The 15,251-nt window shown below is 36.4% G+C and carries 15 protein-coding genes; 5 read left to right on the top strand and 10 right to left on the bottom strand.

What is annotated here, in order from left to right:
- Nucleotides 1-191: 191 nt before the first annotated feature.
- Together J7E81_RS22310 and J7E81_RS30965 are read right to left on the bottom strand one after the other, a co-directional pair.
- The gene (locus J7E81_RS22310; protein ID WP_215045658.1) at nucleotides 192-1,313 is read right to left on the bottom strand and encodes a DMT family transporter; all 1,122 of its coding nucleotides are present in this window, start codon (nucleotides 1,311-1,313) and stop codon (nucleotides 192-194) included.
- Between the two features lie 1,034 nt (nucleotides 1,314-2,347).
- Complete coding sequence (locus J7E81_RS30965; protein ID WP_215045659.1) at nucleotides 2,348-3,727, bottom strand: M28 family peptidase; 1,380 nt, start codon at nucleotides 3,725-3,727, stop codon at nucleotides 2,348-2,350.
- Nucleotides 3,728-4,164: 437 nt separating this feature from the next.
- Here J7E81_RS30965 and J7E81_RS22320 point away from each other — a divergent pair, with 437 nt between their 5' ends.
- Nucleotides 4,165-4,824, top strand: coding sequence for a phosphatase PAP2 family protein (locus J7E81_RS22320; protein WP_215045660.1), 660 nt, complete (start codon nucleotides 4,165-4,167; stop codon nucleotides 4,822-4,824).
- 451 nt (nucleotides 4,825-5,275) lie between these two features.
- Here J7E81_RS22320 and J7E81_RS22325 read toward each other — a convergent pair whose 3' ends face one another.
- Nucleotides 5,276-5,905 carry a TVP38/TMEM64 family protein gene (locus J7E81_RS22325; RefSeq protein ID WP_215045661.1) on the bottom strand — a complete coding sequence of 210 codons (630 nt, stop codon included), beginning with the start codon at nucleotides 5,903-5,905 and terminating at the stop codon, nucleotides 5,276-5,278.
- 399 nt (nucleotides 5,906-6,304) lie between these two features.
- On the opposite strand from J7E81_RS22325, the gene J7E81_RS22330 reads away from it, so the two are divergent.
- The 3 genes from J7E81_RS22330 (at nucleotide 6,305) to J7E81_RS22340 (ending at nucleotide 7,708) form a co-directional block, all read left to right on the top strand.
- Complete coding sequence (locus J7E81_RS22330; RefSeq protein WP_215045662.1) at nucleotides 6,305-6,466, top strand: hypothetical protein; 162 nt, start codon at nucleotides 6,305-6,307, stop codon at nucleotides 6,464-6,466.
- A 246-nt stretch (nucleotides 6,467-6,712) separates the two neighbouring features.
- Nucleotides 6,713-7,096 (top strand): MazG nucleotide pyrophosphohydrolase domain-containing protein, encoded by a 384-nt coding sequence (locus J7E81_RS22335; RefSeq protein WP_215045663.1) that lies wholly within the window; start codon nucleotides 6,713-6,715, stop codon nucleotides 7,094-7,096.
- A 132-nt stretch (nucleotides 7,097-7,228) separates the two neighbouring features.
- A complete protein-coding gene (locus J7E81_RS22340; RefSeq protein ID WP_215045664.1) occupies nucleotides 7,229-7,708 on the top strand; it encodes a pyridoxamine 5'-phosphate oxidase family protein in 480 nt (159 codons plus the stop codon).
- A 236-nt stretch (nucleotides 7,709-7,944) separates the two neighbouring features.
- On the opposite strand, the gene pqqA is transcribed toward J7E81_RS22340, so the two are convergent.
- From pqqA to J7E81_RS22355, 3 genes are all read right to left on the bottom strand, one after another.
- The gene (gene pqqA / locus J7E81_RS31395; RefSeq protein ID WP_205182009.1) at nucleotides 7,945-8,019 is read right to left on the bottom strand and encodes a pyrroloquinoline quinone precursor peptide PqqA; all 75 of its coding nucleotides are present in this window, start codon (nucleotides 8,017-8,019) and stop codon (nucleotides 7,945-7,947) included.
- A 270-nt stretch (nucleotides 8,020-8,289) separates the two neighbouring features.
- Nucleotides 8,290-8,754, bottom strand: a complete 465-nt coding sequence (locus J7E81_RS22350) for a hypothetical protein (RefSeq protein WP_215045666.1) — start codon at nucleotides 8,752-8,754, stop codon at nucleotides 8,290-8,292.
- Between the two features lie 119 nt (nucleotides 8,755-8,873).
- A complete protein-coding gene (locus tag J7E81_RS22355) occupies nucleotides 8,874-10,799 on the bottom strand; it encodes an outer membrane protein assembly factor BamB family protein (protein WP_251028816.1) in 1,926 nt (641 codons plus the stop codon).
- Between the two features lie 434 nt (nucleotides 10,800-11,233).
- Between J7E81_RS22355 and J7E81_RS22360 the strand changes: the two genes are divergently transcribed.
- Complete coding sequence (locus tag J7E81_RS22360) at nucleotides 11,234-11,653, top strand: pyridoxamine 5'-phosphate oxidase family protein (protein WP_251028814.1); 420 nt, start codon at nucleotides 11,234-11,236, stop codon at nucleotides 11,651-11,653.
- On the opposite strand, the gene J7E81_RS30970 is transcribed toward J7E81_RS22360, so the two are convergent.
- From J7E81_RS30970 to J7E81_RS22375, 4 genes are all read right to left on the bottom strand, one after another.
- The gene (locus tag J7E81_RS30970) at nucleotides 11,647-11,772 is read right to left on the bottom strand and encodes a hypothetical protein (protein ID WP_285292041.1); all 126 of its coding nucleotides are present in this window, start codon (nucleotides 11,770-11,772) and stop codon (nucleotides 11,647-11,649) included. The two genes, J7E81_RS22360 and J7E81_RS30970, sit on opposite strands and share 7 nt — an antisense overlap.
- Before the next feature lie 301 nt (nucleotides 11,773-12,073).
- Nucleotides 12,074-12,685 (bottom strand): VOC family protein, encoded by a 612-nt coding sequence (locus J7E81_RS22365; RefSeq protein ID WP_215045668.1) that lies wholly within the window; start codon nucleotides 12,683-12,685, stop codon nucleotides 12,074-12,076.
- A gap of 335 nt (nucleotides 12,686-13,020) precedes the next feature.
- Nucleotides 13,021-13,179 (bottom strand): restriction endonuclease, encoded by a 159-nt coding sequence (locus tag J7E81_RS22370; protein WP_215045669.1) that lies wholly within the window; start codon nucleotides 13,177-13,179, stop codon nucleotides 13,021-13,023.
- Nucleotides 13,180-13,505: 326 nt separating this feature from the next.
- Nucleotides 13,506-14,369, bottom strand: a complete 864-nt coding sequence (locus J7E81_RS22375; RefSeq protein WP_215045670.1) for a CPBP family intramembrane glutamic endopeptidase — start codon at nucleotides 14,367-14,369, stop codon at nucleotides 13,506-13,508.
- Nucleotides 14,370-15,251 lie beyond the last annotated feature (882 nt).

Here is a 15,251-nt window from a genome sequence, read left to right on the forward strand (position 1 = left end):
GTTCGCTTAGGACTCTTTCTTTGATAAACACCTCATTTTTTAAAATGTTAGTGTTTGGATAAAGAGTGATCTTTGTTCAAGCTAACCATCCCCTTGTATTCTTTATATGTTTCTCAACGTATAATGATCGGATGACGGTAGAACGTTAGGAAGCTGATCAATTGAAACGGAACTTGTCTGCGACAGACACCTCATTTGAATAGTTGATGATTTTCATCATCACTTTTTGTTCCCCTTCGAATAGTATAATACCCGTTTTTGTGGATAAATAAAGCCATTTTAATTAAATAAAATTTTCTTTTTAATGATACGGTTGTTCCTGTCATTAATGATTCACAACACCGTTGGTTGTGACCGGACATTCTGGTCCTTTTTTTTAGGTTACCTGAAACAAGGATTGAACCAAGAATGACGATTATCGCACCGATAGCAAATTGTAAGCTAATTGGGGTGCCTATGAAGATCATTTCAGTTACAATCGCCCAAAAAACATAGGTATTATTTAGGGATTGACCTTTAGCAGTACCGATTAAATGAATGGATGTGTAGTATAAAGAATAGTTGGCGGTACCTAATAATCCTGCAATAACAATGATCCATACGATGTTGGATGACGCTACTTGTAATGCGAAATGATGCCCATGTAGGAATGGAACAATTAATAATCCATAGCAGAGTGCAGAGGTCATCTGTCTTATATTAACCGCATATAGTGGAACGACCTCTTTTCCTTTCATTCCCCAGTCACTAATCACTCCTTCTAATCCCCAAAATACGGCGGCACCTAATGCAAATAAAATTCCGATGTAAAAGTGACGATCGACGGTAACCTCCGATGGAGAATATGCTAATATAATCACACCGACTATACTCAAAAAAACGCCGAGCCAAGTACTCTTGCTGGCTTTTTCCTTCAAAAAAATGAAAGCAAGCAAAGCACCTATTCCAGGGAATATAGAAGAAATACTTGCCGCATAAGTTACTCCTACATATTGAATACTAAGAAAATAAGAGGTCATTGCTAAAGGACCGCCGACCACTCCTCCTAAAACTAAAATCGCTCCACTCTTTGTTTTCAGTAATTTTAATACATTCAAAAATTCGCCCTTTGCAATCATTAACAATGATATCCAAAGTGCTGAGAAAAAGTCATGCATGAAAGCGGCTATAATTGGTGCAAGTAACACATTCTGTTTAAACGGTGTACTAGCAATTATGATGCCAATGATCACCGTGTCGATTCCCCAAGTAATTGCTGAAGTTCCACCTAGGAGTGTACCCATTCTAGCTTTTTTAATTTTTTTTACATTCATTAACTTAACCTCTTTTCCAAAAATCATTTCCTGGAAACCGGCCAAATTAATCGTCAGCTTTAAATCTGACAAATAATTCCACATGCTATTAAACTATCAATCTCACTATTAAAAAACTTATTTAGTGAGATTCGGAAAAGGGATATGCATGTCACATTTGTTCGCACCGCTCGAAAATACAGAATGGCCGCACGGTTTCCATTCCATATCCCTTCTTTTGCCGGCTGGAAATGTATTTTTTTTATTTGTCTGCACAGAATAAAGACTTTTTTAAGTCAAGCAAGATTAGGCTCCAAATGTTGCTTCACCTTTAGTTCCTGATTTTGATTTTCCTGTGCATGATCAGGCAGTAATATATATTGGAGGACAAAGAAGATTGTTTACACAATATAAACGAGGAAAAATACACCTCTACCTAAAAGTTGAGGATAAACAAGATTTTTTAAGGTTTTCCAATACCTAATTTGTAAGGATAGATCCGGGGAAATGGATTTTCAGTATGTACCGAAAATGGTTTTAAATAAAATGAATGGATGGAAAAAGAGCCCATTGAAAAATATCGATAGAGGATTAATACAGGATAATAGATTTAGTGAGCAAAAACATACACGTTTGATTGAGGGCGGCTTTGTTGTAAAATCTCAAAGGCAACTTATTAATTATACATATTTTTATTCCTCCATGTCAAATATTTCGAGACTTTTTATATTGGTAATATTTATACAAATAAATTTAATAAATGAATTTATCACAGTGTTCGGATCTCCCCCCACTATGAGTTCACTCCTAAAAGTCAAAATTAAAAAGGGTGCCCACCTTCAATTGGTGTATCACCCTTCTACTTATCCACATAGTGAAAAAATTTAAGATTTTGTGCATTTTTCATAGAAACAAGCTTTTCTCTTCGGTAAATATCTACTAATCCCTTACCTTATTCATAAAATCTTTCGTTAGTGGTTGGGTTACGCCTAAAGTAAAAACGCTAGAATCAAAGTAAAGATTCAAGCGTTTTTACTGATTATCTTATTTTCTTATTAATCTACTGGGCGGTTTTCAAAATCGTATTCCACTGACGCTGGACTTACATGTGCACGATCAAGAGCCGGCGTATCGGGACGAACAATTTGATAGGCTGAGGCTCCAACGATTGAAGTAGCTTGCTGCAGCTTTTCTTTACTGATATGCTCAATCGTATCTGTTGGTTTGTGATACTGAGGTTCAACAGGTGAATGAATAAATAAAGCAGAAGGTATGCCAACGTCATGGAATGGCTGATGGTCACTTCTTCCTAACTGACCATACGGCACGGCCACATCATACATTCTCGAGGAGGCCGACGCTCCTAAGTCAGTAACAAGATTTTTATGACCGTCAATGGTGTACATAATCAGTCCACCTAATGGATTGTCTTCTCCTGCCTCTGCCCCACCAATCATATCCATTTGGAAGTGGGCAACCATGCGGTCGATATCACTCTTTGGAAGTTGTGATACATAAAAGGATGAACCCATCATCCCTCTTTCTTCAGAACCGAATGTCAGGAAGCGGACTTCTGTATCAATCGGAGTATTAACAAAAATCCGTGCCAGCTCCAATACGGCTGAAACTCCGGAAGCATCATCATTTGCTCCTGGTCCATTAGGAACGGAGTCATGGTGTGCTCCAATCGTGACAATCTGTCCTGTGTCCTTGTTCTTGTTAGGCTTTAATTTAGCCTCAACTACATAGGATGTTTTCTTAATTTTTTCGATTTCAACATCTAAGGTGGCAGTAACAGCACCGTTCTTTAATTTTTCGACCAATTCCTGCCCTTGTGCTTGGGTAATAGCCACGGCGGGAATTTCTCCATTGGCTTGGCCAAAGTTATTACCATCAGGACTGTTGTTATACATAAGTACCCCAGCTGCACCTTTAGCGGCTACATTTTTCACTTTTTCAAGGAACGTTATATCTCCCCGCTCAATCAAGGCAATTTTCCCACTAACATTATCCGGAATCGTATCAGCTATTGCTTTTCCAACATTGACGAGCTCTGCGGTTACATTTCCACTTCCACTGCCGCTAAAGGCACGCCCATTTAAATCTACTCCTTCAACTTTAGCCCATTGTCGATTCGTCTTATAATCATAGATCGGGAACGGTATTCTTCTCGTTTCGAGTCCCAAGCTTTTAAACTGGCCTTCTATGTACTCAACCCCGCGAACCTCTCCCGCGGTACCCGCTTCCCTTGGCACTGATGATAGATACTTAATCGTATTGTACATATTCTCCGCGCTGATTTTTTTGATAACCTTGTTGTCAAAAGCTGTGGATGCTTGTGCATTTGGGGCAACATTTGTCTGAGCATACACCACCCCTGAAGATAAAAGCATACCTATTGCTAGCACCGTGATCATCGTTTTCTTCCGAAACATGAAACTCCCCCTTTGATAAGTGATACTCTTCTATTATTCCAATTTTGGAAATTATAGTAAATAATAATCGTTTTATAAAATCCTAGAAATTCCGATATAATGCGCTAAAGACTGAAACCTTCATCGCAAGAATTTGTAGTTTTGGTAAGAAATCCCGAGCGGCCTATGTTATATTACTCTCGTCGGGATAGAGGCTATGCTGGTAGAACCAAATGAGAGAACCACTTTAACCAACATGGTCATTAAAAAATATAAAGTTATCCTGGAAAAACTGTACATTAATCGTTTTAGAATCGGGAGACTATAAGATTAATGTATGAGATTCCTAAAAATAGGGTAAATCCTAAGACACGGTGAATCTAACAATAAGCGTACATAAAACATCAAGAGAACAGAGAATTGTTTCTTATTATTTACATTAGAGATGAGGCCTGATGATGAATTTAAAAAAGCAGCTTTTCATTGCCTTTATATTAAGTTTCGTCGCCCTTTTGGGATTTGGGATTATGGCGCTGCTGGTTAGTAAACATACCATACTTACCTTTGACGGAAACATCATTTCTTTTATTCAAGGTTTTGAAGCACCCATGCTTACCACTATTATGAAATTTTTCTCATTTATTGGTGGAACAATACCAGTAATCTTGATTTCCCTTTTTTCCATTGTTTTTCTGTATAAGGTATTAAAACATCGTTCAGAACTTGTATTATTTATTGCCGTGATCCTAGGTGCTAATGTTCTCTTTGTAACATTAAAGCAGCTGTTTCACAGAGCCCGGCCTGATTTACATCGCTTAGCCCAAGCAAGTAATTACAGTTTCCCTAGTGGTCATGCAACGATGGCGTTTGCGTTATATGGAGTTCTAACCTTCCTGCTGTGGCGGCATATTTCTACCCGATTGGGGCGGACCCTTTTAATTATTTTAAGTGGATTTATAATTGCAGCTATAGGAATAAGCCGGATTTATTTAGGAGTTCATTATCCTAGTGATATAATCGCTGGTTACTTTATGAGTGCCTTTTGGCTTACCTTTGCGATTGGTTTTTATCAAAGATATAAGGAAAGACATTATCGACAAAAACAAGCGAATGAATAGGAAAAGGAATAGCTCCGAATCCGAGGCTATTCCTTTTTACCACTAGTTATATACGAAGGACGTTTAGGATAGGTTGTAATTGTGGATGGTTCTATGCAAATCAATTCCTTGTAAAATAAATTTTAATGAGTCGTTTACTTTTGAAATAGTACCACTTATTCTATTGACATCATTCATTTTAAGGAATTTTTAATAAAATACTAACGTATTCTTAGGATTTTACTGCTATTTTAAATATGGGAGACTATTTTGTATTTACGTCACTAGAAAAAAATAAATACGACCTACTCCTCTTCTGGATTAGGTCATTTCAATTCATTTCATTCTTACTACATAAATTAATTAAAAGACGAGAGGATGTTTAGGTATATGAAACATCTTGTAATGGGACTCATGATCATAAGCACATTAATGATAATAGAGGTAATCTGCGTTGAACTATTCTATTGAATTAACGCTGCTTTGTTTTAGGTACCTTCCGATAAACCCACATAATGTTCATGACTAACATACTCACTAAATAAAGAACGTACAGGAAAACTGAAAACCGGATATTATGCTGGAAGCTTGCTCCTGCAAAGGATAAAAATACTATGTTAGGTATTTTTCCAATAACAGAAGCCCCAAAAAATACTTTCCAATTCACTGTACATAGGCTGCAGCCAATATTCACGGCTATGGCAGGGATAATGGGGATTAATCGTGCAATAAAAATCGCCATAAACGCATTGTCTTTCAGCTGATTCTGATATTTTTGTGCTTTTGGATATTTCTTCAACTTTCGTTGAGCCCATTGTCGATACCCATACCTCATAAGAAAAAAGAACAAGACAGTTCCGATCATGGATCCTGTAAGGGTAACGATACTCCCTTTCACCGGTCCAAAAACCGCTCCAATCATGCCAGCCGTTACAGGGAATGGGATGATTGGAAAAAAGACGCATAAAGAAAGCAGCAGTAGACTCATCACCATTGCAGGGAAACCGCCTTGGGTAATCATCAGGATAAGCGTGCTTTTTTCTCTAATTCCTAAACCTATGATACTAACTAGTAAGATAACGATCATGAGTTTTTTGACCATTTTGACCCCCAAAAGGAATTGTTCCTTAAATCCTTTATACCTCAATTAATTACCTTTTGAAATATAATCCCCTGTTATTCATAATTTTTACCACGCAGTACGCACTGATTGTATTTGCCTTAATTTTACTTCTTATGTGGTTTTTGGGAAAGAACAATATAAATATTCAGTTGTTTATGCCTTGTTTATAAATTTAGTACTCTATTGAATCCAATCCCACGCACCATTGTAACTATTTATAACCACTTACCATTAGTTCCTAAAGACCATAAATCCATTAGCGAAAATAACTAATTGTCGAAGTGCATCGGAAGAATGAACTCATCGCAGCGTCATTACAAATACATATTGAAGCCCAAATAATGGAGGTATCGTGCTTAGCTGAATGAGTTACTGGATGTGAAATTGTCGCTATCACGATTTAAGTCGGAGATTCTGAATTTAGCTGGGGGGCTGATGGCAAATGAAGCTGCTGATAAGGGTTTTGCCATTAAACGACTGCTCGAAAACTTGGAGTTGGTTGAGAATAGCGACGAAATGACCAAAAATATTAAATTGTAAACCCTCGGTGTTGAAAAATCCCGATCGTATTTAAAAAGTCAGAACCCAAGTAAAAAATGACCGGGCCTTGTGGTCTGGTCATTTTTTACTTGGGTTCCTATTTTTAAATCACTCAAACGACTCTTCTTCAACATCAAGTATTTGCTTAGGGATTTTTGCACCTTTAATTTATAATTAAAATTGAGAATTATTTTTACCTAGTTACCTAATTTATTTAAAATTATCATTTACAACAGAGGTGCCACAATGAAGGAAATGCAGACATTTTTAAGAAAATATCATGAAGAAATGAACTGGGAAATTAATAATGAAAGTTATGAGAAAACACGTGCTTCCCTTTTGAACAACTATATGCTCCTAACCACTGAGGTAGCTGAAGTAGCAGAAGAACTTAGAAAGGCTTTTAATTTTACCCATAGCCATATCTTAAATGGAATGAATGAAAGTGAAGCTTTTGATTTAGCGAAAGAAAATGCAAAAGAAGACTTAGGGAAGGAATTTGCTGATTGCTTAGCCTATATGATTAAATTTGCGAATTACTTTGATATTGATTTGGAAGAAAGCTTTTACAAAAAGATGGATGAAGTCAGAAATCGCAAAAATAGGGATGTTAGTTTGTCTAGAAAATAAAACTTTTCAAAGTTAGTTGTTATGAAGAGCTGAGAAAAGACGTGGTTCCATTTATTTAGTCATGCGCCATACCTGAATAAAAGTTGTATTAAAGGGTAATATACCTCTAAAACATGTATGAGGTGATGGAACATGATCAAACAAGAAGAACTTGAAACGTTAAGAGAGTTAATCAAAGACATAGACACGGCCATGCTGACTACCTTAACGGAAGAAGGGCTTGTTTCTCGCCCTATGAAAACACAAGAAGTAGAGTTTGATGGTGACTTATGGTTTTTCACAAAAAAAGAGACTGATAAATATGAAGAAATTTTAGATGATCAAGAGGTTAATGTGGCTTATGCAGGTAAATCCTATGTTTCCGTCCGTGGACGAGCGGAAATTGTTGAGGATTTAGACAAGAAAAAGGAATTGTGGAGTAAGGCATATGAGAAGATTATGCAAACTTCTTATGATGATCCTAACGTTGTCTTGATAAAGGTAAACGCGGAAGCAGCTGAATATTGGGATACCAGTAATTTCACGAAGAAAATTGCCTTTCTCTATAAACGTATGACAGGACAAAGTTCTAAATCGACAGATGTTAATGAAACGGTAGAATTGAATCAGTAACAGAAAAAATGGATTGTCTGATTAGGACAATCCATTTTTTTCTAAAATTTATGTTGATCCCTTTGTAGCTATAGTTTTTAATTTTTTAGGTTATCTGGTTTTTAGATATAGATTTTAAGATATTGTTCTTGTCCTGCTGTACCGATCATCAAGCCCATCACTGATTTTAAGTAAAGATTCATTGGCACACCTCCATGTTTTGATTACAATCATGAACAAGAGGCAAGCGGTCTGCGCTACTTGGCGATGTAGGAATACATTGTCACCTCGCAAGACGTGTTGATTATTTCGTACTCAGGTTTCAACCACATGTGATCCCCCCCTATCAAGACACCTTCAATAATAAATATTTATTAAAGGTGTGTCGTATTTTACTTTTCAAAACTATGTTATGTCGGATGAAACTCCAAAATAACAAAAATTTCAACAAGATGTTGTCCAAAAATAAACTCGTATTTTGCAAATTGCTGCAAATTTTACCTGACAAACAAAACAACCTGAGTCCATAGACTCAGGTTGTCTTGTTTCTATTGTACGAATTAAGAATGGTACGGGATACCTTTAGTTTTTCACCATCTGCATCAGTACTGACTACTCTTTAACATAAAATCAACTGTCCATTGACCCTTTTGATTCAATATTCCATGCGTATGAAATGACATTTTAGAATTATCGGTTCGGTAATGATGCATCTGTGCTATGATCGTCCCTCTATACTCATTCTTACTTACTTTTTTAAACGATTCTGATTCCTCACGGACTAACGTATTCCCAATCCAAATATACGGGTTTGCAATCAAACTTTTAGTATTCGAACTAACTTGTATATTTGAATTTGTGTTTATCGTATAATGCAGCTGAATGTCTTGGCCGTGGTTTATGATCGAATAGTCATTGATGGTTAACCTGATTCCGTTATCCTCGGAGGAACCTAAACCTATACTTGTTTGAGCATTAGTCAAAGTTGGGCAGGCAAATCCAAAGACTAAGGAAATACATAAGGCGGCACCAATGAATCGCACGGTATAATTCAGTAATTTTCTCATTTTACCACCATCCTTATTTTTCGTGAATATCTCATGTTTCGCCAATCTATATTCATCCTTTTAAGAAATAATCTGAGTCCATTAAAGAAATCAGACTCTGATTGCTGCTAGAGTACAAATCATTTCTTTTTGGATAGCCAATCGGCTAGTGCTTCAGCCTCTGCACCTTTAGCCATGCCTGCTGGCATGCGGTCGCCACCATTTAGAATTTTATTCAATATGTCCTCTTTAGACATTGTTTTACCTATGTGTTGAAGATTTGGAGCTGTTGCGCCTTGGAGATTATCCCCGTGACAGGAAATACAACTTCTTTTGTATACCTTTTCCGGATCGATAACTACGTCTGCTTCCCCTTGTAATTTTGCATTTTTATTTATAGCTCCAGGTTGTAACTTACCTCCTAGACCATAAACAACAACCTTCGTACCACCAGTGATGACTGCAACATATTCTTTGCCGTCAACTGTATATATGGAAGGTGCCATTTTGATTTGTTTTCCTCCACTTTGCTCACTCCATAATACTTTACCTGTTTTAATATCAAGAGCATTTACGTTTCCACCCAATTCCCCGTAAAAAGCAAGACCGGCAGCAGTACTTGTAAGTCCGCCATACATCGGATAATCCGTTTTATTTTGGTATACTTTTTTCCCTGTATTCATATCAATTGCTGTAATGGTACCAGAAACATCAACATCCTTTGGCAAAGGAAGGATCTTTGTTCCTGGGAAGGTATTATTATCTTTTGCAATCTCTTCTGCATCTTTAGCTGCTACCATTAAATTAGGACTATTAATACCCGGAATAAGCACATAGTTGGTTTCGGGATCATAAGTCTGTGGAGCATAGCTTTCTCCACCTGGCGTTCCTGGCCATTGAAGTACAGCCTTACTCTCATCGCTTGGTATGTCCGAATGTTGAATTTTTACAAAAGGTACCCCATCATAAATGGTTTTCCCTGTTTTTGCGTCCCACGCATACCACTTTCCATTCTTACCGCCTTCAACCACAACCTTTTGCTTTTTCCCACCGACCTTTGCATTGAGAATCATCGGTGTCGCGGCAGCGTCATAATCCCATATATCATGATCAACTTGAGTAGATGACCACTTTAACTTTCCTGTTTTACTATCTAAAGCAGTGATAGAATCGGTATATGGATTTTTTCCTTTTCTATCTGCATCATAAAAGTCCGGGGCTGGATTCCCTACTGCAAAATACATCATATCAGTATCTGGATCAAACGACATCGGAGTCCATACGGAACCTCCGCCTGTAAATTTACCTTTTGCCCAGCCCGTTCCTCTTTCAGGAACGGTCCAAAACGGCTCTTTCCATAGCGGTTCCAGGGTATCTGCTTTAAACGCCCAAACAAAACCTCTAGTACCATTATCACCGCCGCTGCTTCCAACGTAAACGTTGCCATCATAATACATCGGAGCTGAAGATTCATAATATCTGTTTTCTAACTTGATAGAAGGTTCATAATCCCAAAAGTTGGCCATTTTTAACAGTTTTCCACTCTTCGCATCCAGTTTGGCCAGCCGATTATCTATCATCAAGACAAATACATTTCCATTGGCCACTGCGACACCCCTACTTGCCACATTGGACTGCCATGGCAAACCATTAATATGATCAAGTACGTCCTTGGGAGGTGTCCATGCCCAAAGTTTCTTTCCGCTTGCGGCATCGATCGCAAACACATGATTTTTCGCACTAGTCACATACATGACCCCGTCGTGGACTACAGGAAAATCTTCTTGTAAATTTGGAACATCCTTATTCCAATCTAAAATATCCTGCTGCCATGCAATCCCCATTTTTTTTACATTATCTTTTGTAATCTCTTTATAGGGCACATGTCGAGTATGTTGAAAGTCATACCCCCAATTAGGGAATCCTGTTTCATCTGCTTGATTTGCCTGGTTGGATTCCTTGGTTTCCCCTTTGTTCTTTGCATTATTTTTTTCATTATTCGACTGACAGCCGACTATAACGATACTCGCTAGCAAAACTAAACCTAATGACTTTAAAAATCTCATCACGGAAATACCCTCCTGACATATGAAATAATAAATTGAACTTTTGATGATGAATTATTCCACTTAGAGTTTTATACCTCCTTAAGACATTCTAATTTTTATAAGAACATTGGTATAATTACCTAAAGTACAAAAATTATGCTAATAGCTACTAATCTTCCTTCCGTCTTTTTAAAATACAGGATGAGTATAACAACGCGTTTACTAGAGGAAAGTTGAATGTATTGAATGACATTGCCAAAAAGATTAAAAAGTTGGAAAAAGTTATATAGACGTTTTCTTAAGTTAGTTAGTAAAGACTCACTAAATTAAATGAATATTTTTTAAGGTGATGGATAGGGTAATATACCTCTTAGAACATGATGAGGTGATGGAAGATGAAACAAGAAGAAATAGAAACTTTAAGAGAGTAGATCAAAGACATAGACATAGCTATGCTGACAACGGTAACGGAAGAAGGCCTTGTTTCTCGTCCTATGAAGACACAAGAAGTAGGGTTTGATGGTGACTTATGGTTTTTCACAAAAAAAGAGACTGATAAATATGAAGAAATTTTAGATGATCAAGAGGTTAATGTTGCTTATGCAGGTAAATCCTATGTTTCCGTCCGTGGACGAGCGGAAATCGTTGATGATTTAGACAAGAAAAAGGAATTGTGGAGCAAAGCATATGAGAAAATTATGAAAACTTCTTATGATGATCCAAACGTTGTCTTGATAAAAGTAAACGCGGAAGCAGCTGAATATTGGGATACCGGTAATTTTACGAAGAAAATTGCCTTTCTCTATAAAAGTATGACAGGACAAAGTTCGAAATCGACAGATGTTAATGAAACGGTTGAATTGAATCAATAACAGAAAAAATGGATTGTCTGGTTATCGAACAATCCATTTTGCTCTTTTTTTACCCATTCCGCACCTGTAACAGTACGCTTTGCTTGATGTTTTACAGCTGCTTGAACGTCTTCAATCATATTTCCATCCTGACCTACAGTAACGCTTCAAGATCATCAATTTTACCTCTGTAACTAGCTCAATAAGACAAAAAGGCTGCCTAAATGACAGCCTCGACCTACAACTATTGACCCTTGTGACTGTCTAGTAAAATAACACAGTTTTTGCTTTAAGTGACACACTTAATTGGAAATTAGATTAAAAACCAATAAAACCAAACATTTTTGCAGACCGAAACAGTATTATTGCCAACAAACCCATTTCAAAAGCAGAAGGTTAAAGCCAAACTGCCCCGTTACTTTAAGTTCATCTTTTCACAAACTAAAAACCTTGGTCACTTGTAATTTCAACGCCATTAGGGTCTACTATAGGGGTTGAAATGAGGTTTTTTATTACCACTTGTTTGATTGTAACCACATCTCCAACTTCTGAACAAATGTTATATGTAGAATTACCGAACAAAGAAAAAAGGTCGCTTTCTAATCCTACTTTTTTTGTTGTTAATTTTAACTCCTTGATTTTTACCTGGTGGTTAAAGGTATCTACTGCATCTTCATTGGTTTGAAGTTCAATTCTAAAATTGTATGGTGTTGCAATAAAGGTTCGACGTTCCCCTTTATCAATCTCCCAATTCATTTTTCCAGCATTTTCACATATATCACCTTGTACTTCTTCTGAAACTAAAAAGCCAATATGGTCAAACATAATTTTCTTTCCAAAACCAAAAGTAATATTTACTGCCCCTTTTCTTGCCTCTATAATACGAAAAAGAATCTTTTTCTCACGAAAATCATCCCACGTTAATGGAGGATTAAAGGCTTGAAAATCGCCATTGTATTTTCCTATGCGTTGAGAAATACGGAATCCATTTTCTAAATAAAATTTTTCCGTTTCTTCTACATAAGGGGTCCAAAAATGATAATGAAAAAGCATACCTTCTCCTTTTTTAAAAATATATTTTTATTATCTATTCGATATAAAAAATAAGAAGTCCTTGTTGAACTAACCTGCCACGTTATATTATCAATAAGAAAAAAGCATTACCGTTGTTCCAGTAATATTCGCAGGATTTCATAACCCTTTTTAAACAGGATGACGGGTAATTGGAGTTAATCCAGAACATTTGGCTTCGTGAAGGCATAGTTAAATAAAGGAGTTAGCTACTACTCCATATTTTACCATATAATGTACATCTCCACGCCTCCCCAGGAGACTTTCCCTCCCATATCTCAACGGGTCATTTATGCTCCTTTATTAATTTCTAAAATCTACTTCATTAAACGATCTCGATCAATTAATATTACTTTATTAGAGGTTGCCAGTTTCACAGCAGGTGCAGTGAAATAGTTATTTGTAATAACCCAACATTCATCAGCATTATAGTGGTTCTTAGCAGAAACAATTTCTTGAACAGCTTTTAGTCCCACTTTTTTATTGTACCATTCTAATTAACGGACCTTAATCTTCGCTCTTGTGAACATATTGAATTAATGCTATGCCATTTGAAGTTTCGATTTCAAATACATCCCCAATCTTCATTCGAACCAATTGAATCAATCCTTAGCTTTTTATTTTATTCTAACTCATCCTTGTTAAACTAAACTGCCCAGTTAGTAAAAAGGCGACTGCTGTTATTGAGCAATCGCACCCGTTTGTTTTACATTAAGATTTTAAGGTTATTTAAATTTCGTTTTTTCATCACGGCTTAACTCCTCGAATTAATTGCAGTCCATTTAAAATGCCTTTCCTAAAATTAGTGGACAGTTCGCTCAAGCTGCTCATTAAGCCTTTGTTTTTTCTTCATTGAATATTGTATTAATGCAATTACTGACAAATATCCTAAAATAGCAACAATTGATACTTCCACACCAAAAGCTCCACCTGTCAGTAGAAATGAATGAGATAATAATTTATAAGAAAAAATAGAGGCTTTATTATAAGAAGTGCCCACATGAAAAATATTACCAATCATAATAATATTCCATATTCCATGTACAATTGCACTATTCCAAACAGACCCACTTTTATACACAATTAAAGAGAACATAATCCCAACACTGGTACCTCCGACTAACAACATCAGCAAATCTATCAAATGTAAATTTGCACCTATTGCATGAACTAATCCGAATATAATAGATGGTATTAGAATCGCAACTCTTTTCCCCCAACGCTTTTCAAGTGCTTTCATAATTAACCCTCTAAATATTATTTCTTCGACGATTCCTGGACCAATACCATATACAAAGACTGCTGTTATAATAATTCCTATTGCATGTGTAGCTTTACTATCGTTTTTAACAAATTCACCCGGAGTGCATAACAATATTGTCATTACAGCAATAGGCAAAACAATTGCACAAGTAAGCCACTTTATTTCAATATGAGGCTTGTCAATACGACACTCTTGTAAAGATAGTTTTATTACCTTTTCACTTAATAGCTTAACACCCCAATACGCCAGAACAACATAACATATGGCATAAAGAACAGGTGAAATCACTTCTGAAATCGGAATTAAATAGATAAGGCTTGCCATTCCTTGAGCGATGTCCAATACTAATATCGGTAAAAATATAGCTAACAGTGCCTTGCTTGTAACGATTCTATCCTCCATATTATCTTCCGTAATTACCCTTCCTATATTATAAAAATTTAAATATTCAGCAAATTTAGTATATCATTTATTTTTATTCTACTAAACTCCGTTAGCTCAAGAAGAAAATTATTATTTTTCGGTTTAGTCGATCTGACCACAACTATACTGCTTCGTTAGTTCATTAAAAAAGAAGGCAGCCACGGCAACCTCTCTTGAAGGAAAATCTATATTACCCAAGTAAGAAGAGTAGCGATTATAAAACTTTGAATCACAAGATGCCTGTACATTCTTTTCTCTTTCACATCGTTTGATAAGATTTTAATTACTACACAGCTGATCGCTGTACCTATTAGTAATCTAAAAGGAAGGTTATAACAAGTTCATAAACCATTAACTCCGCTCCTCGCTTATTCAATTTTCTATAATATATCCATAAATGCCTTATTCAACTAAACTCCCTCTATATAGAAAGGAAAATCTCACGATTTCTCTTGTTTTCTCCAAATTTCGTAGTAGTTTGTTTTAAAATCCATTTGACGATTGGAATTATAGTGTACTAAAGGATAATTTTGGGGGCAAAGTGAAAAAGAAACTTATAGTTAACCAAACCAACCTTATCCAAAAGTTGGATAACTAGTTAAAGTATGGTTGCACTGGTGGATCTCCACATCTCTCATGGAGGTCAACCCTCCCATTTCTCGCAGAGTCTTAGCTCCAAAATTCCTTCGTCCAACCTTTCCATGAGGTGGATGTCAGTCATGCTGCCCGACAGGGTCCTTGCCCGTATTTTAGTTGATTTACTGACTAATCCGTGCTTCAAATGTCTTAAACAATAAAACTACTACCTAATGAATTTCACTAAAAGAAATTTAAGCTGCTATCTGTAATTCCGCCATATGA

This window comes from Bacillus sp. ISL-18 (assembly GCF_018613415.1).
Taxonomy (GTDB): domain Bacteria; phylum Bacillota; class Bacilli; order Bacillales; family Cytobacillaceae; genus Neobacillus.